We start from the raw sequence: 22,102 nt of genomic DNA, 5'->3' as shown, positions 1-22,102 counted from the left end.
TAATCAAGATAGAGGGGAAAATCTATTTTTTCTGTTCTTGTTTTATTGCCGAAATTTTTTATCATGTTTACAACGTGTTTTTTCAGTATAGGGGTATGGAATGAGTTTGTAAAATGATGTGCTTATGTACTAAGACATCTGAATATACTGTTAGAACAAGAAGTGGGGGGAGAAGAAATGGTTAATGTGCAAGTGTATGGGACGAAAGTAATTTGTGCAAGCTGCGTTGGAATGCCATCTTCAACAGAAACGTTTGAGTGGTTACAAGCAGCAATTGGTCGTAAATATGAAGGACAAGAAAATAAATTTAATTTCGAGTATATTGATTTTCAAGAAGAACAAGAAGATGAAGACAAAAAAGCATTCGCAGAGCGTGTAGTGGAGGAAGATTTATTTTATCCGGTCGTTCTTGTAAATGGAGAAATTGTTGGAGAAGGAAATCCTCGTTTGAAGGATGTTTACGAAGAAATCGAGAAGTATTTATAAAGCAGGAAGTCTTTGCGAATTTGCAAAGGCTTTTTTTATTGGAGGGATAGATGTGGAGAATGTAGTAAAGCATGCGTTACCAAAAGAAGTAGAGCAGTTGATGGAGCAGTACATAGGAGGACTGAAAGAAATTTTTTTAGATGAAAAAATAGTCGGGGTGTATATTTACGGATCCATCGCACTCGGTGCATTTCATACAGAAACGAGTGATGTTGATTTTGTTACGGTAATAAGTGATCCCATGAATGAAGCTGAAAAACAGAAACTGGTAGAACTTCATAAGAAACTTGGCGGTAGTACGTTAGGTAAAAGAATGGATGGTATGTATATTCCACTAGCTGATTTAGGAAAATACAATGATGAAATGAATGAGTACGTGTATTGTGCAGATGGTAAGGCGAATATAGGTCATTGGGACATTAATGCAGTCACATGGTGGACATTGAAAAATCAAGGTATTACAGTTATCGGGAAAGAAGCAGAGGATCTCCCGTTTCAAATAAGGTGGGATGATGTAGTAAATACGATGAAATACAACGTAGAACAGTACTGGAGTGGAAAGGCGAAGCAGCCATATTTATTCTTTATAGAAGAATGGGTAGAATCAGCGGTCGTTACGATGGGGCGTATTTTATATACACTAGATCATAAAACAATCGTTTCAAAAGATAGAGGACTACAATACTTATTAGAACATCCAGCGGAAGAATGGGAGCTTTTATTAAAAGAAGTAGCAAGAATACGGCAGAATCCAAAAGAAAAGCGAATGCTCTCAAGGTGGAGAAGAGCGGATATGACGAAGAGGTATTTGCTGCACTTAATTGAGGCGTGTAGAGAGAAATGGTAGGGAAGAAAATGGACAATACAGTTGGGTGTATTGTCTTTTTTTATATACAATTTGGTATATAATGGTTAAAAAGGTTTAATTATACTGGAGGGGATGGGATGGACACGGAATTAGTTACATATGAAGAAAAGAATGTACAAATGAGTATGCTAGAAGTAATCGGTATGATCGTAATTATTTTTGGGGTAATGTATGGAATTGGTTATTTGAACTTTTTATATGAATTCTCATTATATCCGTGGTATGTAAATCATCTCATTTCACCCTTCACGTTTTGTATGATTATTGTAATGTATGCACCGGCAAGAAATTACTGTGTGCATTTACTAAAATCAATACAATTCAATAACTCAAAACATTATGTAACAATAATAATGACGATGATCGTACTGCTTATATATCTTGCGGTATTAAATTTAGTTTTACCACATGGGCTTGGTGTGGAGGGATCTAATATAGTAATAGAGCCTACTAAAAATGAAATCATTTTATATGTAGTTGTACTCACGATTTTTGCGCCGATTTGGGAAGAGCTTGTATTCCGAGGTATGTTTTTTATGAAATTATCTCAGCGCTTCTCTACACTTAGTAGTGCCGTTATAAGTGCTTTCATATTTACTTTAGGGCATCCCCTTACAGTAGGGAGTATTTTATATATTTTTGGTATAGGGATAAGTTTAGCCTACACCTATAAGAAAACAAACAATTTACTCGTTCCAATTGGAATTCATGTATTAAACAATTCATTTTATTTATTAGTAAATTTTCAACTGTAAAAAAGACGCCTTTTTGAAAGGGCGTCTTTCGTATTTTGTAGAGGAAAGATAATACGAAATATGGATAGTTTCATGTGAAACATTTTTATTATCAAATATACAAAATGATTAACTTAGTGTATTAAACGTATCATTCATAAGTATTCTAATATATTTAAAAGTAAAATGGAATAAGAAACGGGTAATTGTCGGAATATATTCGATTTCCATTCATTTTTATGAAATATATGTACTTTTTGTTAGATTCCTTCTTTTTATTTCTATAAAATACACGTATGTAGATATGAGAAAAGGATGATGTACGTGAAGGACACTGTTTTACAAGAAAAAATTTCTCCGCAAGAGTCGCATAAAGTTGTTCAAAAGAATACAGCTTATTATGACTTTAAGTGGGGCAAAGTAGAAAATCCAGCGCAAGGAAATACGTGGAATTGGGTAGCCTTTTTCTTCCCAACTTTTTGGTTAGCTTATCGTAAAATGTATAAGTTGTTTATTATATTTACGTTATTAGCGGTACCTACTTTCATTGTAGCTACTTTTATTGATATACCAATGTGGATAGATTTTATCATATACGCTGGAACGATGCTGTTTACTGGATGGCAAGGAAATCGATTGTATTATAAGCATGTTATCCGTATTTTACATAAAGTAGAAGATGTACCTGAGTATAAGAAAGAGTATTATTTACAATCAAAAGGCGGCGCTCATATCGGGCTTATGATTGGTTTGCAAGCGATAGTATTTGTATTGTTTGCAGGTGCTAGCTTTGGTTTATCGTATGTACCAACTGAACCTAATATTAAAAATGTTGTTCGCCTAAGTCTTGAAGGAGAGGCTTTAGAGTCTATTACAGATAAGTCAAATTGGAAGTATGTAAAGAAAGAAAAGGATTATGACGTAGTAGAATTTACTGGTTATGATTATGAAGAAAAGAAAAATGTAAAAATTAAATTCGCTGTATACTTAAATGATGATTATTTTGAATGGCAAGAAGTGTATGTAAATAATAAAAAGTTAAGTGAAGAAGAAGTAGAAGAATATCAAATGTACGTTGAAGAAAATATGTGGTTTTTCTAGAGGGAAACTCGTCCATTTTGAAAAGAAGAATCTTGTGAGGGTTCTTCTTTTTTATTGTAAAACACCATACGAATTAAAAATTTGTAAAATACAATAAAAAATGAGAATTCCAGGTAGGCTTGTCAATAACGTGAGACTATGGCACTATAAAGAAATGCTGTACAAATTTTATTTATCGAGATGTAAACATCAATTTTGATTTTTACGTATAAATAATGAACGGAGGAAATGAATTTATGGCTACTTTACCAAATTGTCCAAAATGTAATTCAGAATATACGTATGAGGATGGCGTTCTTTTCGTATGTCCAGAATGTGCTCATGAGTGGGGCCAAGAAGCAGAAGCTGAAAATAATGATGGTGCAAAAGTTGTAAAAGATGCGAACGGCAACGTTCTTCAAGACGGCGATGCTGTTACTGTCATTAAAGATTTAAAAGTAAAAGGAACTTCTTCAGTTGTGAAGATCGGTACGAAAGTAAAGAGCATCCGTCTAGTTGATGGCGATCACGATATTGATTGCAAAATCGACGGTTTCGGAGCTATGAAGTTAAAATCACAATTCGTGAAGAAGGCGTAAGTAAATAAAAAGAGGAGGCGTATAGGCCTCCTCTTTTTATTATGTCATTTTTTGTCGGTAAGTCGATATTCCTTGTCGAATCGTCGATATATTTCAAAAATCGTTGATATATTTTGAGTTATGATAGATATATTCGAAAAATCGTCGATATAATTTCACTCACCGAGAAAGGTGCATCATTTACCGAGCAAAAAGCCAGATTACCGTCCGCCATAGTCAATCTCCTTCAACTGACATCGCTTATTAAAGAAAGTTTTATATCCAAGCTGTAAGAAGATAATAACAGCAAAAGCGGTACTTCCTGAAATACCGAGTATAATTGCGATTTGATATTGAATGGCTGTAAATGGTGATACACCAGATAAGATTTGACCGGTCATCATGCCCGGTAAGCTTATAATTCCCATTCCGACCATAGAATTGATTGTTGGTAAAATAGCGGAGTCAAAAGCGTCGCGTATGAGCGGAGCAGCGGCTTCTTTCGGTGTGGCACCGAGCATAAGTGCCCCCTCGATTTGACCTCTTTGCGATTTCATATTGTTTAAGAACGTATTTGCACCGAGAGAAACACCTGTCATCGCATTCCCAACTAACATTCCGGTAATCGGAACGATATATTGCGGTGCATACCACGGATCGTGTCCGATAATAACAAAGATAAATAGTAGAAGTGGCCCAATTGATCCGGCTACCATGGAAAGGGCGGCTACTCGTTTTAATTCTTTAGACATTGGGATATTAACTCGTTTATAAATATTAAAAATTGCAAAGGTAGTAATAGAAGTAATAAGAGCAATTGTATAAAATGGATTACTATTTTCAAATACGTATGTAAGGACATAGGCAACGAGTACGAGCTGAATCGTCATACGGAACGTTGCGAGCGCGATTTGTTTTTCGCGAGGTATCCCTTTTAATTTCACGAGCCCGATTAAAATAAGAATGAAAATATATGCAGCGGCAAGTTGCCAAATTTGGAGTTCAATCACGCCCTTCAACTGAGAGCACTTCCTTTCTAGTTGCACCGTTTGCTTTACTAATCTCAATAATATCGTCTGCAATTTCTTCTGGAAGTTGTTGCGAGTGTGTGATAAAGATAACTGTTTTGTTCTTTTCTCTTGCTAGCGTAGTGAATTGTTTCATAACGCGTCGTTCTGTATCGCTATCCAGCGCCGAAGTTGGTTCATCTAATAAATAAACAGGTGGATCCATAAGTACGATACGTGCAAAAGCAAGTCGTTGTTTTTCCCCGCCTGATAATGAATTAGCGTTGTCTTCTAAATTTTTTTCTAAGCTAACAGTCGTTAATGCACTTCGCAGGGCAGCATCATTTGGAAATGGTTTTTCAGAAAGACGAAGTCCCATTAATAGATTGTCTTTAATGGTTCCATCGAAAATAGGTGGCATTTGCCCAAGCATGACTACGTCACGTCGTAATTGAATAGGGGGATAGTCAGAAATCAATTTTCCGTTATATTCAATTGTTCCAGATGTTGGAGATTGTAGATCATTTAACATACGGAGCAATGTGCTTTTTCCGCTCCCACTCTCACCGATTATACATGTGATTTTTTCTTTTTGAATCTGTAAATAAGGAATGTGCAGTATATCTTTATATGTAACGTCTTTTAATATAAACATAGATGGCTCCTTTCTGATTCTAGTTCTATCGTATCAAAAAAGAGAAGGTAACGGTTATAAAGAGCAACGTTTTTTCTTCGTCTTGATTTCTATTAATAAGTTAAGTAAACGATCTAATTCTTGGCTGAAAGAAATTACTTTATGATGAGTGAATCCATATTGTTCAACGAGATGAATCAACTCTTTCTTCTTCGCTTCTATTCGATCGTTTAGTTTCGTTACGTTCATAAGTGAAATGGAATGCCTCCTGTAAAAGTATTTACAACACAAAAAATAAGACCGAATGAATTCGGCCTTAAAGGAAATAAAACAACTTATAAATAGCATACACTGTTTATTGGTAGTTTTTAATATAAAAATGAAAAATAAATCATGATTCATATTGAGAAAGATGTGTCTGATAATTATATTTTAACGAATAAGAGAGGCTGCCTACTTAGGAGACAGCCTGTAAAGTATTAACCGTTATGATATTTGTACATCCAGAGGATACCGGATTTTAGTAACCTTGGTACACGTCCCATTAATGGTTGGTTTGCTAGCAAACCAAAGCCATGCTTCTTACCAAGAGAGCCGAGAACACCTTTTAATTTAATGACAGGTAGTTCGTCAGGAAGTGGTTCATTATTCCAACGTTTTAATAATATTTGGACAATTTGTTCTCCTTGTCCTTCAGCAAGTTGTGCAGATGGTGCGTGTGGAAGTGCTGCACAATCTCCTACAACATATACGTGCTCGTTATTTGGAATATTGTGATATTTTGTTAAAACAACCCGTCCGCTACCATCTTGTTCAACTGGAAGGTTTCGAACAACTTCATTGGCTTGAATACCAGCTGTCCAGACGATTGCATCACATTCAAGTGGTTCATCGTGGTTGTACACAATATTTGGCTCTACTTTTGTAATGTTAGAGTTTCGTATGATAGTAACTTTATGTTTTACGAACCATTCTTCTACATATCTACTTAATTTCTCTGGATATGGGAATAGAATTCTATCTTTTCGATCAAATAAGTAGATTTTTAAATCAGAACGACTCTCGCGAAGTTCACTTGCAACTTCAACGCCACTTAATCCAGCGCCAACGACAGCTACTGTTGCATTTGGTTCTAGACTATTTAATTGTTCATATGTCTTACGTGTTTGTTCAATCGATTGTAGGCTATGTGTATATTCCTTCGCCCCAGGAACGTTATGGTATTTATCCTCACAGCCAAGTCCAATAATTAAATCATCATATTGGAGCGCTTCGCCGCCATCGAGATGAACAGCTTTTTCTTCGAGATCAATATTTGTTACTGTGCCGTATTGAATATTGAGGCGTGGGTGTTCAGGAAACGGTATACGAATATGCGTTTCTGAAATAGTACCCGCAACTAATGCATAATATTCAGTTTTGAAGCAATGATATGGTACTTTGTCGATTAATGTCACTTGTACATCATCTGGAAGTTGGTTGCTTGGAAGTAGCCGCTGCAGAATTCTCATTCCACCGTAGCCGCCACCTAATATTACGAGGTGTTTCATGATGGATTACCCCTTTTCTGTTGAAATATCCCCTAATCATAAAATTTTATATTAATAAAATATTTTGACTTTACTCAATCAAATTATATCGAATTTGTGAACAAATAACAATGCATGAATGAATACTCTGTTGTACAATAAGAAGAAAAGTAGAGTAAACTGTTTTTCTTATTTAGTTACCATTTCATCGCAAGTAGCATGTTATATAGAAGGAATCATCTATTTTGAAGTGAAATAATGAAGTAACTAAATAGTTTAGAAGGTGTAATGAAAACAACAAGAAACAGCTTAGTTTTTTTCTTATAGATGAAGTCAGAAAGTAATTTGTTTTGTAGTACAGGGGGGAGAATTTTGATTAAACCATTAATTGAATTTTGTGTAGGTAACCTTGCAAGTGGTTCACAAGCAGCTTTAGAGAAATTAGAAAAAGATCCGAATTTAGATGTAATGGAGTATGGTTGTTTAGGATATTGTGGCATTTGTTTTGAAGGACCGTTTGCACTTGTAAATGGTGAAGTAGTACAAGGTGCTACAGTAGAAGAACTTGTTAATAATGTATATGAGTATTTGGATGAAAATCCAATGTTTTAAGGTGTTGCAATCGGCAGCACCTTTTTATTTTTCTTATGAGATAAAATCTTCTTTCACAGGGGGATAATATTGTATATAAATAAAAAAAGGCCCTTTTAGAAGGGCTTTTTCTTACACAATTTGCGCAAGATTGGCTCATCGCCAAATGTTGTCAAATATGAGAAACGGGGGACATTCATATTGTGTTCTAAAAGCGTGCATTTTATACTTGAAATAACAAATTATTTTTGGAGTGAATACAAATGAGCCAATTTTCTTTTACAAAAATGCATGGTCTTGGCAATAGTTATATATATGTAAATATGTTTGAAGAACAAATTCCGGAAGAAGATTTAGCTCTTGTGGCGGAAAAGGTTTCAAATATTAATACTGGTATTGGAGCAGATGGAATGATTTTAATTTGTCCATCTGACGTAGCGCCGGTGAAAATGCGCATGTTTAATAATGATGGATCAGAAGGAAAGAGCTGTGGTAATGGTTTACGCTGCGTAGCGAAATATGCGTATGAGCATAAACTAGTAGAAGATACAGTTTTCACAATTGAAACGTTAGCTGGCATTGTAACGGCGGAAGTAACGGTAGAAGAAGGGAAAGTTACATTAGCGAAAATCGACATGGGAGCACCTCGTTTAACCCGTGCAGAAATACCGATGCTTGGTGAAGGTGAAACACCATTTATTCGTGAAAACTTCTTATACAATAATCATCGTTATGCATTTACAGCTGTTTCAATGGGGAATCCGCATGCAGTTATTTTTGTTGATGATGTAGACCAAGCACCTCTTACAACGCTTGGTCCAGTCCTTGAGACACATGAAATGTTCCCGGAACGAGTAAATGTTGAATTCATCGAAATCTTAAATGAGGAAGAGATGAACTTCCGCGTTTGGGAACGTGGATCTGGTGTAACACAAGCTTGCGGAACAGGGGCGTGTGCTGCAGTTGTAGCCTCTATTTTAAATGGAAAGATGGAACGTGGTAAGGAAATTACAGTTCATTTGGCTGGCGGCGATTTAATGATTGCATGGACAGAAGAAGGCAATGTGTTAATGAAAGGACCAGCAGAAGTAATTTGCCGCGGAGTGTATGAGTACAAGATAGAAGCGTAAAGATGTATAATAGAATGAGAACAGAAAGGATGGTGTATTTCATGATTGAAGTAACAGAACAAGCAGCTTTTCAAATTAAAGATATGTTAAAAGATGCTGAAGATGGAGAGAAGTACGTGCGCCTTGCTGTACATGGCGGCGGATGTAGTGGTCTTTCTTACGGCTTAGGATTTGAAGTAGAACCAAAAGAAGACGACACAGTTCTTGAGTTTTTCGGTGTTGAATTTGTTATCGATAAAGAAAGTGCTCCCATTGTTAAAGGAGTAAAAATTGATTATAAACAATCTATGCTTGGCGGCGGATTCACAATCGACAATCCAAACGCAATCGCATCATGCGGATGTGGATCATCTTTCCGTACAGCGACAAATGCTGGTAAGCCGGAAGAGTGCTAAGTTTTTAGGGGAAATAGAAAAAGACCTTTTTAGCGATGAAATAAAATCGTTAAGGAGGTCTTTTCTTTTGGCGTAAAAGTCCAATTGATAAGAGCTTATTAAAGTTTTACTGTATCTTTGCATAGATACAAGTATCAGTTAGTTGTTTGCCGTCAGCTGAAAAATCTTCATTGCGTAATATCCCTTCAAGTTCAAAGCCTAGTTTTTCAGGAATCGCACGACTTTTCGTGTTATTACATTCACATCGTATTTCAATCCTTCTAAATTTGAATAACTGAAATCCAAGATTTGTTAATGCATTTACTGTTTCTGTCATATATCCGCTGCCACTAAATTGCGTGTTAATCCAGTATCCAATTTCACATTTAGAAACCTTCCAATCAATTGCGTGAAGGCTAGCAGTTCCAATAAAATCATTCGTCTCCTTATGACAGATAAGATAGCGAAAGCTTTCTCTTTTCAAAAAACCTATATGTGCATTTCTTAGAAGAATCTCCGTGTCTTCAACAGTAGGAATGGACTGGAATAGAGACAACCATTGCTTTAATTCATGAATTGAATCTTTAATAGCTTTATGTACTACATTCCCTTCACCTGCTTGAAGTGGTGCTCGAAGAATGAGTCTGTCTGTTTCTATTTGTAACGGAACATCTAATAAAATAGGATTCATATTATTTCTCCTCTCAAAAGCCAGAAAACAATAAATATATATTCCATTCATCACTTAGAAATCCTTTTTCATCTAGTGACTTCTAATTTCTTTATCATTTATTTGAGCTTCAAGTTCTCTGTTTTCCAGTTATAATTGAAGGGCAGAAAGAGAGGATATATGCTGGAAAATATTTTTGAATTTATATTGAAGTACACTATAGGTCCTATTCTTAGATTTATAAGATACATTGTGATAGATATTATAATAGAATGCATAATAGAAGGTGTAATAAACGGTATAAGGAAATTACGTGATAAAGCCCATGATAAGTGGCGAAACTGGCGTGAAAGACGTTATTGGCGGTAATCGGTACATAAAAAATTGGTAGTAAAGAGATAGCGGAGAAAAAGCCTTAAGGGAGATGAATGATAAAATTCATCTCCCTTAAGGCTTTTTCTTTTGACATTATGTATACAAACGTATACACTTGTGATTAATAAAATAAATGTATACATTTGTATACAAAGGGGGATTTGAAATGAGAAAAGATAAGTTCATGAAAGAAGGACACCACCGTGGTGAGCGTCATAAAGGGAGAGATGGAGCGCATCATCGCGGGCCGAAAACATTTCGACGCGGGAGAGCAATTGCTTTTTTAGAAATGATGAATTTGAAACGAGCGACAATTAAACAACAGTTAAGTGAGCCAGAATTCCAGTCTATTCAGCAAATTTTAATTGGGGAATTAAAGGCAATTGATATGGTTATTAATGAATTTACACAACTATTTGAAATACATGAGAGTGAAACAGAAGAAGCGCCTATGTTAGATGAGAAGGCAGATTTAGAGAAAGGGACTGCATCTGATGAAACAAATTAATCGTTATATTGATTCCGTATTTTGTAGTCAAGATACAATTTTGGATGAAGTGATTGCTTCCATAAAAGAAAACGAAATGCCGCCCATATCGGTATCGCCTTCTTCTGGTAAACTTTTGACGATGTTAGTTTCTATTTCTGGAGCGAAAGATATTTTAGAAATAGGTGCATTAGGTGGGTATAGCGGAATTTGTCTTGCGAAAGGTTTTGGAGAAGGGGGGACGTTAACTTCACTGGAACTAGAAGAAAAATATGCAAAGGTAGCACATAGCAATCTACATAAAGCGGGATTCGGAAAACAAGTGTTATATATGACTGGTGCTGCCTTACAAAGTCTTGAAATATTAGCTACAGGTAATAAGCGATTTGATTTTTTCTTTATCGATGCCGATAAGGAGAATTATGAAAATTACTTAACGTACTGCATTAAGCTTGCTAAGCCAGGTGCTTTAATTGTTACAGATAATGTTCTAGCTGGTGGTAGTGTAGCTGATGAAGGTGCGAAACAAAAACGTTATACAGAAGTTATGAAGAAGTTTAATGAAGTAGTAGCAGCTCATCCGAATTTAGAATCTGTACTTATTCCAATTGGTGACGGGATGACGGTTTCTAAAGTGAAGAAATAATTACTATCTTACAAAAGTGTAATGTTCATGTCATGTTTTTGAATTTCTTCTTTAAGCTCTGGGCTTTAAGATAACAATATAAGAAAAACACATGAGGTGAAGGAAATGAAAAGATATATTGCACTTTTTAGTATTTTAGTTGTATTTGCGAGTCTTTTAGTTGGCTGTGATTTAAATCGTATGGGTAAAGATGAGTACTACGTTCAAATTACAGTAGATGGAAAAGAGTATAATGGTAAATCTGATAATGGTGAACCATATAAAGATTACCAATATAAATTAACTGGATTTGATAAAGAAGGTAAAGAAAAAGAATTAGAATTTACTGCACAAAAAAATCTTCGTAAAGAAGCATTCTTACGCGTATATCACTCAGATAAAAAAGGTGTATCAGCTTGGGAAGAAGTAAAGAAAGACGAGCTTCCTGCGAAAGTGAAAGAAAAACTAGGCGTGAAATAAGAAAGAAAAGAGGAATTGACGAACAGGGTCAATTCCTTTTTATATTCTCAAAATCTTCTTCTGAAATGACTTTCAATCCATGTCTTTTGAATAAAGCAGTTGTTACCCCGTAACCAGTTTGTTTATTCCCGTTAAATTCTCCAGTGTAAATTGTAGAACTACCACAAGATGGACTACGTTCTTTCAAAATAATATATTCTGGTTGTAAATTTTTAATTTGTTCTAGCGCTTTATAAGCGCCACTCACGAAAGATTCCGTGACATCTTCACCGTCTTTTGTCATCACTTTTGCTTTTCCATCCAAAACGTCATCGCCATTCCCGCCGATAATCTCAGCCGAAGGACGAGGCGTTGGTAATCCTCCTAATACTTCAGGACAAATGAGGACTGTATCTTCTTGTTGCAGCAAATCCCCTATTTTTGAAACGAGATTGTCATTTCCATCATACCGACAAGCGATACCACCTAAACAAGCGCTAATTACGATCATATTTTCATCTCCACTAAAAAAATATTAAATAGCACGCCAAATTCCCTTCCTGCCTCTTACTTATAAATGAGGTGATAAAAATGGGAAGCTTATATAACTTAATGAAACCATATAGTGAATTTCGAAGTAAAGAAGAATTTAATACATATCAAAAACAAGTTTTGAAACATTATCGATTTCAATTAAATAAAACGGATGCTACCATTATTCATTTTTTAGGAAAGTACGCAGTGAATGAGAAACAGAAAACAGTGGGAGTTGCTTGTCCGTTAATGGAGACAATTGCTACAAATGTTGGAAAAAGTATTCGTACAGTACGTCGCTCCATTGCAAAGTTAGAGGAATTAGGAATTATAAAGCGTGTTGCAACAAAAGAAAGACATAGGCGAGGCGGATATAGTGCGAACTTATATGTTTTTCTTACATCTGCAATTGACCGCATGGATGACCGTATGAGAATGTCCGCATGTGAAAGTGAGAATGATGCAGCTGGCTGTAGTAAAAATGAGCAAAAAAATGAGGGGGAAACAATTCTTTTTAAAAACTTTCCACAAATAAAAGAGAATAGAAAAGGAACGTACGAACTTGATGAGACGTATTGCCGTCATAATATACCGAAGCCTTTTATATATGCACTTCTACCGATGACGAGTAATCCGAAGAAGATCAATATATTTTGGAGTAAGGTGGAACTTGCATATAAAAAGAGTGGGTTACTAGAGCAAGGTGTTTTACTGGAGCAAATATTAGCTGATGAAGAAGTGTATGGAAATTTCATTTGGCGCGTGAAAAGCGTTGTGAGAGCGTATAAATACGGAGAAATCCGTAAAAATGTGAAGGCTCTTTTATATAGTACAGTGCGGGATTTATTTTTAGAAGTTGGATTAGAATGGGGAGCAGCACTGAGAAGAAGTAAGGGGATACCGTTATTTGATCCGTTTAAAAAGGAGCCATGCGTATAACGCATGACTCCAAGTAGTTAATCAAACTTTCTTACAACTGGAACACGAATCGCTACAAATAGTACGAAGACGATAACGGCGATTGCACCACTTTTCATAACGGTTACGATTGGAATTCCAATTGCAAGCGCGATGGATGTGAATGCATAAGAAAGCGGGATAAAGCCCATTGATGATAGCATAAGCAAACTCATTACGCGCCCCATCATTTCTTCTTTTACTGTCGATTGAATCATCGCCATCAGTGGAACGATAGCCATTGCGATTGTAATACCGTAAAACATGCCAGCTAATAATGCTTGCCATAGTACAGTGCTAAAGTTGATGGATAAGAAGAAGACACCAGACAGTAGCATCATGATAATGCAAAATAGACCGCGTCTACGATTAATATTTTTTAAACCGACAATGACAGCGCCTATCGCCATTCCGCCTCCTACAGATGCTTCTAAGTAACTAAACTGAAGTGAGTCACCGTGCAGAACATTTTTAACGAAAAGCGGGAAACCGACTTGCATCGGACCGATTAAAAATAAGTTTAGAAAGGCGCTACAAATAAGGAAAGTTGAAAGAAATGGCGATTCCTTTACATATAAAATTCCTTCTTTAATAGAAGTGAACATACCTTTGTCTGTATTTTGCTGCTCTGGCATCGTAAATTGTATTTTTTGAACGAGTATGGCTGCAACAATGAGTAATAAAATTGTAATCGAGAAAATCGTTTCATAGTTCGTAAATTTGATAAGAATGCCGCCAAGTACAGGGCCTAAGATGACCGATGCTTGGTTTGTCATTTGTGTAAGTGAGTTTGCTTGTGTTAAACGGCTTTTTTCGACAAGTTCAGGCAAGATAGATCCATCAGCTGACCAGAAAAAAGCATCAGCAAGCCCGAAGAATAAAGCGAATAAAGCAAATGTATATAGTGTTACATCACCTACGATAAACCATGTAAGGATGGTTGCGACAAGAATAGCACGAACAATATTAGAATAAAACATAATGTTTTTTTTCGGGAATTTATCAGCTACAGCGCCGCCGATAATCATAAAAATAAGCCTTGGAACACTAAGAGCTACGAAAACAACACCGAGTGATGCCTCAAGGTTTAATGTTTTTGCTATGTACCACGTTTGTGAAAAAGTAAAAAAGGCTAAAGCGAAACTTGAAAAAAGAGTAGCTGCCCAAAGAAAAAGGAAATTCGTATTTTTTAATAACGGTTTTCCGCTTCCTTCTAAAGCAGATTTATTTTGTTGTAGTTCCTCCATATTGCTTCCTTTCTATGCGACAAATTTAAACTAAAAAACTTGTTAACAATCACTTTATACAGTTTCTAATATTTCTATACTGCACTTTCTCATTGTAGACAATTATGTTGGATTTGCACAGTGGCTATTTAACGACAAAAGAGAAGATACCAAATGGTATCTTCTCTTTTGTCGTTTAGGCTAATGCAATATAAATATCCAATTGTGCGTTGTTTGGATCTGTTGCTTTTTCATCGTATAGCTCGAAGTCTATTGTGAAAGCACGTTTGTTTTCTTTTGACCATTTCCAAATATATTCCCAAGCTTCGCAAACGACTTCAGCAATTGGTCCTTTTCTCGTTGTAAATACCGCATACGTAGCGGCAGGTATTGTTAAAGTTGTCATATTTTCAGGAACGTCTTCTAATGAAGAAACGGGCATACCGATTGTGAATTGATATGTACCAGTTTCGTCTGATTTGTAGTTTGAGTAGAAAGCGAATGTTTCTTTCGTTTGTTGATTTGGGATGTGATGCATGAGTTGTTCTTGGAAGTAGCGGTTCCAAAGACCAGGAATTTTTCCTTCAGTAGATGCCTCTTTTTCGTTGGTCGTCGTAATCGAAATGCCTATTGCTTGGAAAGCTTTTTTTTTTACTATAATTGGTTCGTTTATCATAAAAAATTCCTCCTTCAAAACGAGAACGTTTGTTCTTATGTTAAAAATATAACATATTTTTACATGTAACGGTTACTGTTTTTTGAAAATTTTAATGATAAATAACAAACTGAAATAAGTAAAAAATGGTAAATTCCCTATTGCTTGTATAAATAGATTAGGGAGTATGTTAAGATTTTTATGTATCCTTTAACTGTTATATAAACCTATACAATTAGATGCTTTTTACTATATTAAAAAGTAGTAAAGGTTTGTATAAGTATCCGATATATATGCTATTTTTGATAAATTAAAATAGTAATATTCTATAAGATTTGCATTGTTGAAATAAAGGTTTCAATGAGAAATCTTCATAGGACGGATTGTTGCGAGTGGATATATATTGTTATGTTTTTGTCTATAAGTAGACGGATAGCAAATATATAGAAAGGAGAAAGGTAAAAAATATGAAGAAATCGTTGAAGTGTTTTAATGTCGTAACAATAATCGCGCTTCTCCTATCCATCATATTGCCTTCACCTAGTGCTTTTGCTACAGAGATAAATAAGAAGAACTGGGATGAGTTACAAGGAAATGATGTGAGAATTAAGGCAGAGCAAGTAAATGCTGAAATATATAAGGGAGAAGTGGCTGAGAGGGAGCACGTATTTCAATATACGATTGAAAATACGGGAGATACACCAATTCAAGAATTGGTACTTAAACAAAGTAATGAAAATGAAATTACGTTTCTTTCACAATCTGTGAAAGTAAACGGAGAGAAGTTATCTGAAAATAAGGTAAATGATTACTATATTGAAGAAAAAGATAAGGGAGGAAAGCTTCTTTCTTCAAATCTTAAAATTCAAGATTTAAAATCACATAAAAAAATAACGGTGTTAATAAAAGCTAGTCGCACGCAGCGTTTTAATAAAGAATACAAACAAAAGATTAGCGTGCAAAAAGATCAAGTACAAATAGGGAACATGTCTGTAGATGTTGAAGGGATCCCTTCTGAAGACAAGGTTGAAGCTAATGCCGATGATGAGGCTGACAGTAGTAAGAAAGAAGTCGATCCATCAGCTGGTAATACAATTAAAAAAGTTGATGAAAAGCTAAAAGTATCTGTAGAAGATAAAAATAAATCTGCATCAAAAACAGAACTGCCAAAACAACCAGTAGCTGAAGATGAGAAGCAGCTAGAAAAAGAGGCAGAAAAGCAGAATGGTACAGAAGTACAAACTGCATCAGAGAATGCTTCAAAGGTTAAAATCCAAGTAGGAGATAAGCAAGGGTTTGGAGATCCACTGTATTCTGTAATTACTGCTGGTAATTTAGTACAGACTGGTAATGTGACACTTGGGTTAACAGATAATCATTATACTAGGCAAAGTGTGGGCGGAAAAATAAATAAACAAGCTGTAGATGTTGATAATGATGATACTACATTTAATTCATCAACAGGTGCTTTTCCTAACATCCCTGCTGGAAGTAAAGTGAAAAAGGCGTATTTATTTTGGACAGCAGCTATGGGGACTCCAGGTGATGCAAGGCCAGATTATAGAGTTAGCGATGAAGATGTAAGACAGCCCGTTAAAATGAAAATGGGAAATAAGCAATACGCTGAAATAAGTGCCGATAGTATACGAAAAGCAGACTATTTACCGTATATTGCAAATCACTACAGCAGTGGTGCAGGATATGTTGCATATGCTGATGTGACGAATGTAATTGCAAAACAAGGCATTTCTCAAACGGTGACAGTTGCGAATGTACCACAAATTAAATATGAAAAGGGTAGTGGCTACTACTGGGGCAACTGGAATCTTATATTAGTCTATGAAAACTATAAAGAAACCGTAAAAGATATGAAAGTTTGGGAAGGTTTAGTTTCTCAAAAAAGTACAGCTTGGGCAGATATTAATGTTAATAAAATAAACACACCGAAAGAAGGGGCTTTTAAGGCGAAATTTAGTTATTTCTCGTCACAAGGAGATCCTGCTGATAATGATGGATATGCCTATGATTATGGAGAATATGACTTTGGATTAGGATATCAAAAGTTAAAAAATATTAACGGTAAAGATAATGATGTTAATGACTCGTCTATGACAGAAGTACAAGTGGATGGTACTAACGAGTTTGTTACAAAAAAATATCCGGGATATAACCCAGATTGGACAAATTCATTTAGTACTGATATTCATACGTATCATCTTGAAGGTCCAAAACAAGTGAAAAATGATCTAAAAGAAGGAAAGCTGCGTTTTAGAGCATACGGTGGTGGCGGTGATATTTACGTACTAAACAATACCACATTCGTCACAGAGCATAATGCACCAAACTTACAAGTTGATAAAAAGGCGTTAGATAGCGCCGGAAAAGAAATTAAGGAAGTTAAAGCTGGCGAAGAGATTACGTACCAAATTGAAGTGAAAAATGATACGAAGAACAATCAAGCGCCGGTATCTAATGTAAAAGGTTTTGATAAATTAGATGATCACTTAGAGTACGTCCCGGGGTCCATTCAATATGTTACTGGTAGTAATAAAGGGCAAAAAACTGATGATGCGAACGATGATGAAGCAGAGTTTGTAAATAATCAAATTGATTTTCGTATTGGTGAAGGGGCAGATGCTAAAGACGGTGGCGTTTTACAGCCTGGTGAAAGTGCCGTTATTACATTTAAGGCGAAAGTGAAAGAGTCTATACAATCAGATACAAAAGTAAAAAATGTTGTTGCTGTAAAGGGACAAGATAGTGCCGAGATAAAGTATGAGAGTGAAGACGATGCAAATGTTACGGTTACGATTCCAAAAGAGATTCATGGAGAAATAGAAGCGACAAAAGTAGCTTCTAATAAAACACCGATTGTAGGTGACGAGGTAGAGTATCGTATTAGTTTTAAAAATATTATCAAAGATGGACGTCTAGATGTATTGACGATTGAAGACGAATTACCGAGTAGTCTTGAATTTGTAAAAGGTAGTTTGAAAGCTGAAGGTATACAACCAGAGCCGATAGAACTGAAATTTGAAAAAGGAAAAATCATTGCAAAGTATCCAGCAATTACGGATATGGAAGAAAGAAGCATCGTCTTTAAAACAAAGGTAAAAGAAACTGCAAAAATTGGTGAAGAAATTGTTAACAAAGCAATTGTTAGTGATAAAACAAATCCACCAAAGAATCTAGAAGAAAAGATTACACCACAGTATAAGGCCGGTAAAATTGATGCAAAGAAAAAAGCAACAAATAAGAAGCCGAAGCTAGGAGAAGAAGTTGAATATGAAATTAGCTTCAAAAATACGGTGGAAAATGGAAAACTAGAGGCAGTTACAATAGAAGATGAAATTCCAGCTAACTTAGAATTTGTTCCAGGTAGTGAGAGAGCTGAAGGTGCTGGACCAAGTCCAGTAGAGTTAAAAGTAGAAAGTGGTAAGGTAATCGCAAAATATCCAGAGATTACGGATACGAAAGAGCGAAGCATTACTTTTAAAGTGAAAGTAAAAGAAGAAGCAAAAGTAGGAGAAACAATTGTTAATAAAGCAATTGTGAGCAATCCGAATGTTCAGTCGGAGCATCCAGAAGAAAAGATTACGCCGGATTATAAATACGGTAAAGTGGATGTAGACAAAAGTGTAACGAATCAAACACCAAAACTAGGAGAAGAAGTGGAGTACCGCATTACATTTCATAATACGGTAGAAAACGGAAAACTAGAAAATGTACTGGTAGAAGATACATTACCTAAAGATGTTGAATACGTAAAAGATAGTTTGAAAGCTGAAGGCATCAAACCAGAGCCAGTAGAACTAAAAATGGAAGATGGTAAAGTAATTGCAAAGTATCCAGAAATTACGGATACAGAAAAAAGAAGTATTGTTTTTAAAGTGAAAGTAAAAGATTCGGCAAAAGTAGGGGAGGCAATTGTAAATAAAGCAATTGCAAAAGATCCGAAAAATGAGCCTGTTGAATCAAAAGTTGTTATTACACCGCAAAGTAAAAAAGGGGAAATTGCCGCTACAAAGGTAGTTAATAATAAGAAACCAAAGCTAGAAGAAGAAATTGAGTACCGCATTAGTTTTCATAATATGGTAGAGAACGGAAAACTAGAAGAGGTGCGAGTGGAAGATACAATTCCAAAAGGTCTTGAATATGTAGAAAATAGCATCAAGGCTGAAGGGGAAGCACCTGAACCAGTAGAATTAGCTGTTGAAAATGGAGTAGTTAAAGCTAAGTATATCGATATTACGGATACGAAAGAAAGAAGTATCGTCTTTAAAGTAAAGGTGAAAGAAGAGGCAGAAGTAGGTAAAGAAATTGTGAATAAAGCAATTGTTGATGATACGAAACATCAACCAATTGAGCCGGAAGAAAGAATTACTCCGCAATATAAAGATGGGATCATTGATGCGGCTAAGGTAGTAGATAATCCATCACCAAAACTAGGAGAAGAAGTGGAATACCGAATTAGCTTTAAGAATACGGTAGAAAACGGAAGACTAGAAAAGATAAAAATAGAGGATACAATTCCTAACGGTTTAGAGTATGTAAAAGATAGTGAAAAGGCAGAAGGCGATAAACCGACTCCAGTAAAGTTACATGTGAAAGATGGAAAAGTTATCGCTGAATACGAAAATATTACGGATACGAAAGAAAGAAGTATCGTCTTTAAAGTAAAGGTGAAAGAAGAAGCGGAAGTAGGTAAGGAGATTGTCAATAAGGCAATTATTGATGATATGAAAGAGCCAGAAGCAAAAATTACGCCATTACATAAAGATGGAAAAATTAAAGCGAAGAAAAGCGTAAATAATGAAACGCCGAAGTTAGGAGAAGAAGTAGAATACCGAATTAGCTTTAAAAATACGGTAAAGAACGGAAAACTAGCAGAGGTGAAAATAGAAGATACGTTACCAGAAGGTTTAGAGTATGTAGAAAATAGTTTGAAAGCAGAAGGTGCTGGACCAAATCCAGTAGAGTTGAAAGTGGAAAATGGTAAGGTAATGGCAAAGTATCCAGCAATTACGGATACAGAAGAAAGAAGTATTACTTTTAAAGTAAAGGTAAAAGAAGAAGTAAAAGTCGGTGAGAAAATCGTCAATAAAGCAACTATTGATGATTCGCAAAACAAGCCAGTTAATCCGACAGCGGAAATTATTCCTCAGTATAAAGATGGAAAACTTGAAGCGAAAAAGACAGTAAATAATGTATCACCGAAGTTAGAAGAAGAAGTAGAATACCGAATTAGCTTTAAGAATACGGTAGAGCACGGAAAGCTAGCAGAGGTAAAAATAAAAGATGATTTACCAAATGGATTAGAGTACGTGAAAGGTAGTTTACAAGCGGAAGGTTCTAAGCCGGATCCGGTGGAATTGAAATTTGAAAACGGTAAGGTAATGGCGAAGTATCCAGAGATTACGGATACAAAAGAGAGAAGTATTACCTTTAAAGTGAAAGTAAAAGGTAACGTGAGCGATACAATTGTTAATGAAGCAATTGTGAGTGATACGAAACATCCACCAGAGACACCGAAAGCAGAAATTATTCCGCAGCATAAAGATGGAAAACTTGAAGCGAAAAAAGTAGTAAATAATCTATTACCTAAGTTAGGAGAAGAAGTAGAATATCGAATTAGCTTTAAAAATACGGTGGAAAACGGAAAACTAGCAGAGGTAAAAATAGAAGATACGTTACCAGAAGGTTTAGAGTATGTAGAAAACAGTTTGAAAGCAGAAGGTGCCGGAACAGATTCAGTAGAACTGAAATTTGAAAACGGTAAGATAATGGCCAAATATCCAGCAATTACGGATAGAGAAGAAAGAAGTATCATCTTTAAAGTGAAAGTAAAAGCTGAAGTGAAAATCGGTGAAAAAATCGTCAATAAAGCAATTATTGATGATACGAAAAATGAGCCAGAAACATCGACGGCAGAAATTACTCCGCAGCATAAAGATGGAAAAGTTGAAGCAAAAAAAGTAGTAAATAATTCATCACCGAAGTTAGGAGAAGAAGTAGAATACCGAATTAGCTTTAAAAACACGGTAGAAAACGGAAAACTAGCAGAGGTGAAAATAGAAGATAATTTACCGAATGGATTAGAGTATGTGAAAGACAGTGTGAAAGCAGAAGGAGCTAAGCCAGAGCCGGTAGAGTTGCAAGTGAAAGATGGAAAAGTAATTGCCAAATATCCAGAGATTACGGATAGAGAAGAAAGAAGTATCATCTTTAAAGCGAAAGTAAAAGAAGACTTCAAAGTTGGGGAAGGTATTGTTAATAAAGTAGTTGTTGATGATACGAAGAATCCAACGACCTCAGAGGTAACGATTACCCCAGAATATAAAGACGGTAAGCTGAAAGCTGAGAAATTTGTAAATAATAAGAAGCCGAAATTAGGAGAAGAAGTAGAATACCGAATTCGTTTTAAAAATACGGTAGAAAACGGAAAACTAGTAGAGGTTAAAGTAGAAGATGAAATTCCAGCTGGATTAGAGTATGTGGAGAACAGTTTGAAAGCAGAAGGTTCTAAACCGGATCCAGTAGAACTGAAAGTGGAAAACGGCAAGGTAATGGCAAAGTATCTAGAAATTACGGATACGAAAGAAAGAAGCATTGTCTTTAAAGCGAAAGTAAAAGAAGAGGCAGAAATAGGTAAGGAAATTGTCAATAAGGCAATCGTAGTAGATACAAAAAATGAGCCAGAAGAACCTTATGTGAAAATTACTCCGCAATATAAAGACGGTAAAGTTGTTGCTCAGAAAGTGGCGAATAATCATAAACCAAAACTAGGAGAAGAAGTAGAATACCGAATTCGTTTTAAAAACACAGTAGAAAACGGAAAACTAGTAGAGGTAAATATAAAGGATACGTTACCAAATGGTTTAGAGTATGTAGAAGGAAGCATCACGGCAGAAGGTTCTAAACCGAAACCAGAAGAGCTACAGGTGAAAAATAATAAGGTAATGGCAAAATATCCAGCAATTACAGATACAGAGGAAAGAAGCATTGTCTTTAAAGCGAAGGTAAAAGAAAGCGTAAAAGTGGGGGAAGAAATCGTAAATGAGGCGATTGTGGATGATACAAAGAATGTACCAGAAAAGCCTTAT

The 22,102-nt window shown here is 35.5% G+C and carries 22 protein-coding genes; 14 read left to right on the top strand and 8 right to left on the bottom strand.

The features are described 5' to 3' along the window. The first annotated feature begins 177 nt into the window (after positions 1-177). The 5 genes from MR079_RS18180 (at position 178) to phnA (ending at position 3,767) form a co-directional block, all read left to right on the top strand. Positions 178-486 carry a YuzD family protein gene (locus MR079_RS18180; protein WP_000248590.1) on the top strand — a complete coding sequence of 103 codons (309 nt, stop codon included), beginning with the start codon at positions 178-180 and terminating at the stop codon, positions 484-486. Between the two features lie 52 nt (positions 487-538). After that, positions 539-1,333 (top strand): nucleotidyltransferase domain-containing protein, encoded by a 795-nt coding sequence (locus MR079_RS18175; RefSeq protein ID WP_139868193.1) that lies wholly within the window; start codon positions 539-541, stop codon positions 1,331-1,333. Between the two features lie 98 nt (positions 1,334-1,431). Beyond that, positions 1,432-2,109, top strand: coding sequence for a CPBP family intramembrane glutamic endopeptidase (locus MR079_RS18170; protein ID WP_139868191.1), 678 nt, complete (start codon positions 1,432-1,434; stop codon positions 2,107-2,109). A 297-nt stretch (positions 2,110-2,406) separates the two neighbouring features. Next, positions 2,407-3,189, top strand: a complete 783-nt coding sequence (locus MR079_RS18165; RefSeq protein ID WP_139868636.1) for a DUF2628 domain-containing protein — start codon at positions 2,407-2,409, stop codon at positions 3,187-3,189. 236 nt (positions 3,190-3,425) lie between these two features. Then, positions 3,426-3,767: an alkylphosphonate utilization operon protein PhnA gene (gene phnA / locus MR079_RS18160; RefSeq protein ID WP_000212737.1), complete on the top strand. Its 342-nt coding sequence runs from the start codon at positions 3,426-3,428 to the stop codon at positions 3,765-3,767. Between the two features lie 200 nt (positions 3,768-3,967). Here the strand turns inward: phnA and MR079_RS18155 are convergent, their stop codons facing one another. From MR079_RS18155 to MR079_RS18140, 4 genes are all read right to left on the bottom strand, one after another. Continuing rightward, entirely contained in the window at positions 3,968-4,765 is a 798-nt protein-coding gene (locus MR079_RS18155; protein ID WP_000679255.1) for an ABC transporter permease, read from the bottom strand. Further along, positions 4,749-5,408: an ABC transporter ATP-binding protein gene (locus tag MR079_RS18150; RefSeq protein ID WP_242294395.1), complete on the bottom strand. Its 660-nt coding sequence runs from the start codon at positions 5,406-5,408 to the stop codon at positions 4,749-4,751. The genes MR079_RS18155 and MR079_RS18150 overlap by 17 nt, the downstream gene beginning before the upstream one ends. Positions 5,409-5,462: 54 nt before the next feature. Next, positions 5,463-5,636 (bottom strand): aspartyl-phosphate phosphatase Spo0E family protein, encoded by a 174-nt coding sequence (locus MR079_RS18145; protein ID WP_001103326.1) that lies wholly within the window; start codon positions 5,634-5,636, stop codon positions 5,463-5,465. A 230-nt stretch (positions 5,637-5,866) separates the two neighbouring features. Continuing rightward, complete coding sequence (locus tag MR079_RS18140; protein ID WP_139868187.1) at positions 5,867-6,937, bottom strand: NAD(P)/FAD-dependent oxidoreductase; 1,071 nt, start codon at positions 6,935-6,937, stop codon at positions 5,867-5,869. 351 nt (positions 6,938-7,288) lie between these two features. Between MR079_RS18140 and MR079_RS18135 the strand changes: the two genes are divergently transcribed. The 3 genes from MR079_RS18135 to MR079_RS18125 all read left to right on the top strand — a co-directional run bounded on the left by MR079_RS18135 (position 7,289) and on the right by MR079_RS18125 (position 9,032). Then, positions 7,289-7,528: a YuzB family protein gene (locus MR079_RS18135; protein ID WP_000595026.1), complete on the top strand. Its 240-nt coding sequence runs from the start codon at positions 7,289-7,291 to the stop codon at positions 7,526-7,528. Between the two features lie 242 nt (positions 7,529-7,770). Beyond that, entirely contained in the window at positions 7,771-8,637 is an 867-nt protein-coding gene (dapF, locus tag MR079_RS18130) for a diaminopimelate epimerase (RefSeq protein WP_000077382.1), read from the top strand. A 41-nt stretch (positions 8,638-8,678) separates the two neighbouring features. Continuing rightward, on the top strand, positions 8,679-9,032 hold the full coding sequence (locus tag MR079_RS18125) for a HesB/IscA family protein (protein WP_000573822.1): 354 nt from the start codon (positions 8,679-8,681) through the stop codon (positions 9,030-9,032). A gap of 106 nt (positions 9,033-9,138) precedes the next feature. On the opposite strand, the gene MR079_RS18120 is transcribed toward MR079_RS18125, so the two are convergent. Beyond that, entirely contained in the window at positions 9,139-9,702 is a 564-nt protein-coding gene (locus MR079_RS18120) for a GNAT family N-acetyltransferase (RefSeq protein ID WP_242294394.1), read from the bottom strand. A gap of 159 nt (positions 9,703-9,861) precedes the next feature. Between MR079_RS18120 and MR079_RS18115 the strand changes: the two genes are divergently transcribed. The 4 genes from MR079_RS18115 (at position 9,862) to MR079_RS18100 (ending at position 11,648) form a co-directional block, all read left to right on the top strand. Beyond that, the gene (locus MR079_RS18115) at positions 9,862-10,050 is read left to right on the top strand and encodes a hypothetical protein (RefSeq protein WP_139868183.1); all 189 of its coding nucleotides are present in this window, start codon (positions 9,862-9,864) and stop codon (positions 10,048-10,050) included. A gap of 172 nt (positions 10,051-10,222) precedes the next feature. Then, positions 10,223-10,564 carry a hypothetical protein gene (locus tag MR079_RS18110; RefSeq protein WP_139868181.1) on the top strand — a complete coding sequence of 114 codons (342 nt, stop codon included), beginning with the start codon at positions 10,223-10,225 and terminating at the stop codon, positions 10,562-10,564. Beyond that, positions 10,551-11,189 carry an O-methyltransferase gene (locus tag MR079_RS18105; RefSeq protein WP_139868179.1) on the top strand — a complete coding sequence of 213 codons (639 nt, stop codon included), beginning with the start codon at positions 10,551-10,553 and terminating at the stop codon, positions 11,187-11,189. The genes MR079_RS18110 and MR079_RS18105 overlap by 14 nt, the downstream gene beginning before the upstream one ends. A gap of 105 nt (positions 11,190-11,294) precedes the next feature. Beyond that, the gene (locus MR079_RS18100; protein ID WP_070145328.1) at positions 11,295-11,648 is read left to right on the top strand and encodes a YxeA family protein; all 354 of its coding nucleotides are present in this window, start codon (positions 11,295-11,297) and stop codon (positions 11,646-11,648) included. Between the two features lie 28 nt (positions 11,649-11,676). Here MR079_RS18100 and MR079_RS18095 read toward each other — a convergent pair whose 3' ends face one another. Beyond that, positions 11,677-12,138 (bottom strand): 2-thiouracil desulfurase family protein, encoded by a 462-nt coding sequence (locus MR079_RS18095; RefSeq protein ID WP_139868177.1) that lies wholly within the window; start codon positions 12,136-12,138, stop codon positions 11,677-11,679. 80 nt (positions 12,139-12,218) lie between these two features. Here MR079_RS18095 and MR079_RS18090 point away from each other — a divergent pair, with 80 nt between their 5' ends. Beyond that, positions 12,219-13,100, top strand: coding sequence for a helix-turn-helix domain-containing protein (locus MR079_RS18090; protein ID WP_242294393.1), 882 nt, complete (start codon positions 12,219-12,221; stop codon positions 13,098-13,100). A gap of 17 nt (positions 13,101-13,117) precedes the next feature. Here MR079_RS18090 and MR079_RS18085 read toward each other — a convergent pair whose 3' ends face one another. Next, on the bottom strand, positions 13,118-14,365 hold the full coding sequence (locus MR079_RS18085) for an MFS transporter (protein WP_001974166.1): 1,248 nt from the start codon (positions 14,363-14,365) through the stop codon (positions 13,118-13,120). A 175-nt stretch (positions 14,366-14,540) separates the two neighbouring features. Continuing rightward, positions 14,541-15,020 carry a GyrI-like domain-containing protein gene (locus tag MR079_RS18080; protein ID WP_242294392.1) on the bottom strand — a complete coding sequence of 160 codons (480 nt, stop codon included), beginning with the start codon at positions 15,018-15,020 and terminating at the stop codon, positions 14,541-14,543. A 446-nt stretch (positions 15,021-15,466) separates the two neighbouring features. On the opposite strand from MR079_RS18080, the gene MR079_RS18075 reads away from it, so the two are divergent. Next, positions 15,467-22,102 (top strand): isopeptide-forming domain-containing fimbrial protein (locus tag MR079_RS18075; protein WP_242294391.1); only part of this gene is annotated, 6,636 nt, incomplete at its 3' end.

This window comes from Bacillus cereus group sp. BfR-BA-01381 (assembly GCF_022663555.1).
GTDB classification, from domain to species: domain Bacteria; phylum Bacillota; class Bacilli; order Bacillales; family Bacillaceae_G; genus Bacillus_A; species Bacillus_A pacificus.
Note: the sequence above shows the minus strand (reverse complement) of the source record. Positions and strands in the feature narration are given on the sequence as shown.

Excerpts from the sequence above, each read along its gene's own strand:
- MR079_RS18150 (WP_242294395.1), bottom strand. The coding sequence starts at position 5,408 with ATGTTTATATTAAAAGACGTTACATATAAAGATATACTGCACATTCCT.
- MR079_RS18145 (WP_001103326.1), bottom strand. The coding sequence starts at position 5,636 with ATGAACGTAACGAAACTAAACGATCGAATAGAAGCGAAGAAGAAAGAG.
- dapF (WP_000077382.1), top strand. The coding sequence starts at position 7,771 with ATGAGCCAATTTTCTTTTACAAAAATGCATGGTCTTGGCAATAGTTAT.
- MR079_RS18110 (WP_139868181.1), top strand. The coding sequence starts at position 10,223 with ATGAGAAAAGATAAGTTCATGAAAGAAGGACACCACCGTGGTGAGCGT.
- MR079_RS18115 (WP_139868183.1), top strand. The coding sequence starts at position 9,862 with ATGCTGGAAAATATTTTTGAATTTATATTGAAGTACACTATAGGTCCT.
- MR079_RS18085 (WP_001974166.1), bottom strand. The coding sequence starts at position 14,365 with ATGGAGGAACTACAACAAAATAAATCTGCTTTAGAAGGAAGCGGAAAA.
- MR079_RS18140 (WP_139868187.1), bottom strand. The coding sequence starts at position 6,937 with ATGAAACACCTCGTAATATTAGGTGGCGGCTACGGTGGAATGAGAATT.
- MR079_RS18180 (WP_000248590.1), top strand. The coding sequence starts at position 178 with ATGGTTAATGTGCAAGTGTATGGGACGAAAGTAATTTGTGCAAGCTGC.
- MR079_RS18080 (WP_242294392.1), bottom strand. The coding sequence starts at position 15,020 with ATGATAAACGAACCAATTATAGTAAAAAAAAAAGCTTTCCAAGCAATA.
- phnA (WP_000212737.1), top strand. The coding sequence starts at position 3,426 with ATGGCTACTTTACCAAATTGTCCAAAATGTAATTCAGAATATACGTAT.
- MR079_RS18090 (WP_242294393.1), top strand. The coding sequence starts at position 12,219 with ATGGGAAGCTTATATAACTTAATGAAACCATATAGTGAATTTCGAAGT.
- MR079_RS18165 (WP_139868636.1), top strand. The coding sequence starts at position 2,407 with ATGTACGTGAAGGACACTGTTTTACAAGAAAAAATTTCTCCGCAAGAG.
- MR079_RS18120 (WP_242294394.1), bottom strand. The coding sequence starts at position 9,702 with ATGAATCCTATTTTATTAGATGTTCCGTTACAAATAGAAACAGACAGA.
- MR079_RS18105 (WP_139868179.1), top strand. The coding sequence starts at position 10,551 with ATGAAACAAATTAATCGTTATATTGATTCCGTATTTTGTAGTCAAGAT.
- MR079_RS18095 (WP_139868177.1), bottom strand. The coding sequence starts at position 12,138 with ATGATCGTAATTAGCGCTTGTTTAGGTGGTATCGCTTGTCGGTATGAT.
- MR079_RS18100 (WP_070145328.1), top strand. The coding sequence starts at position 11,295 with ATGAAAAGATATATTGCACTTTTTAGTATTTTAGTTGTATTTGCGAGT.
- MR079_RS18125 (WP_000573822.1), top strand. The coding sequence starts at position 8,679 with ATGATTGAAGTAACAGAACAAGCAGCTTTTCAAATTAAAGATATGTTA.
- MR079_RS18170 (WP_139868191.1), top strand. The coding sequence starts at position 1,432 with ATGGACACGGAATTAGTTACATATGAAGAAAAGAATGTACAAATGAGT.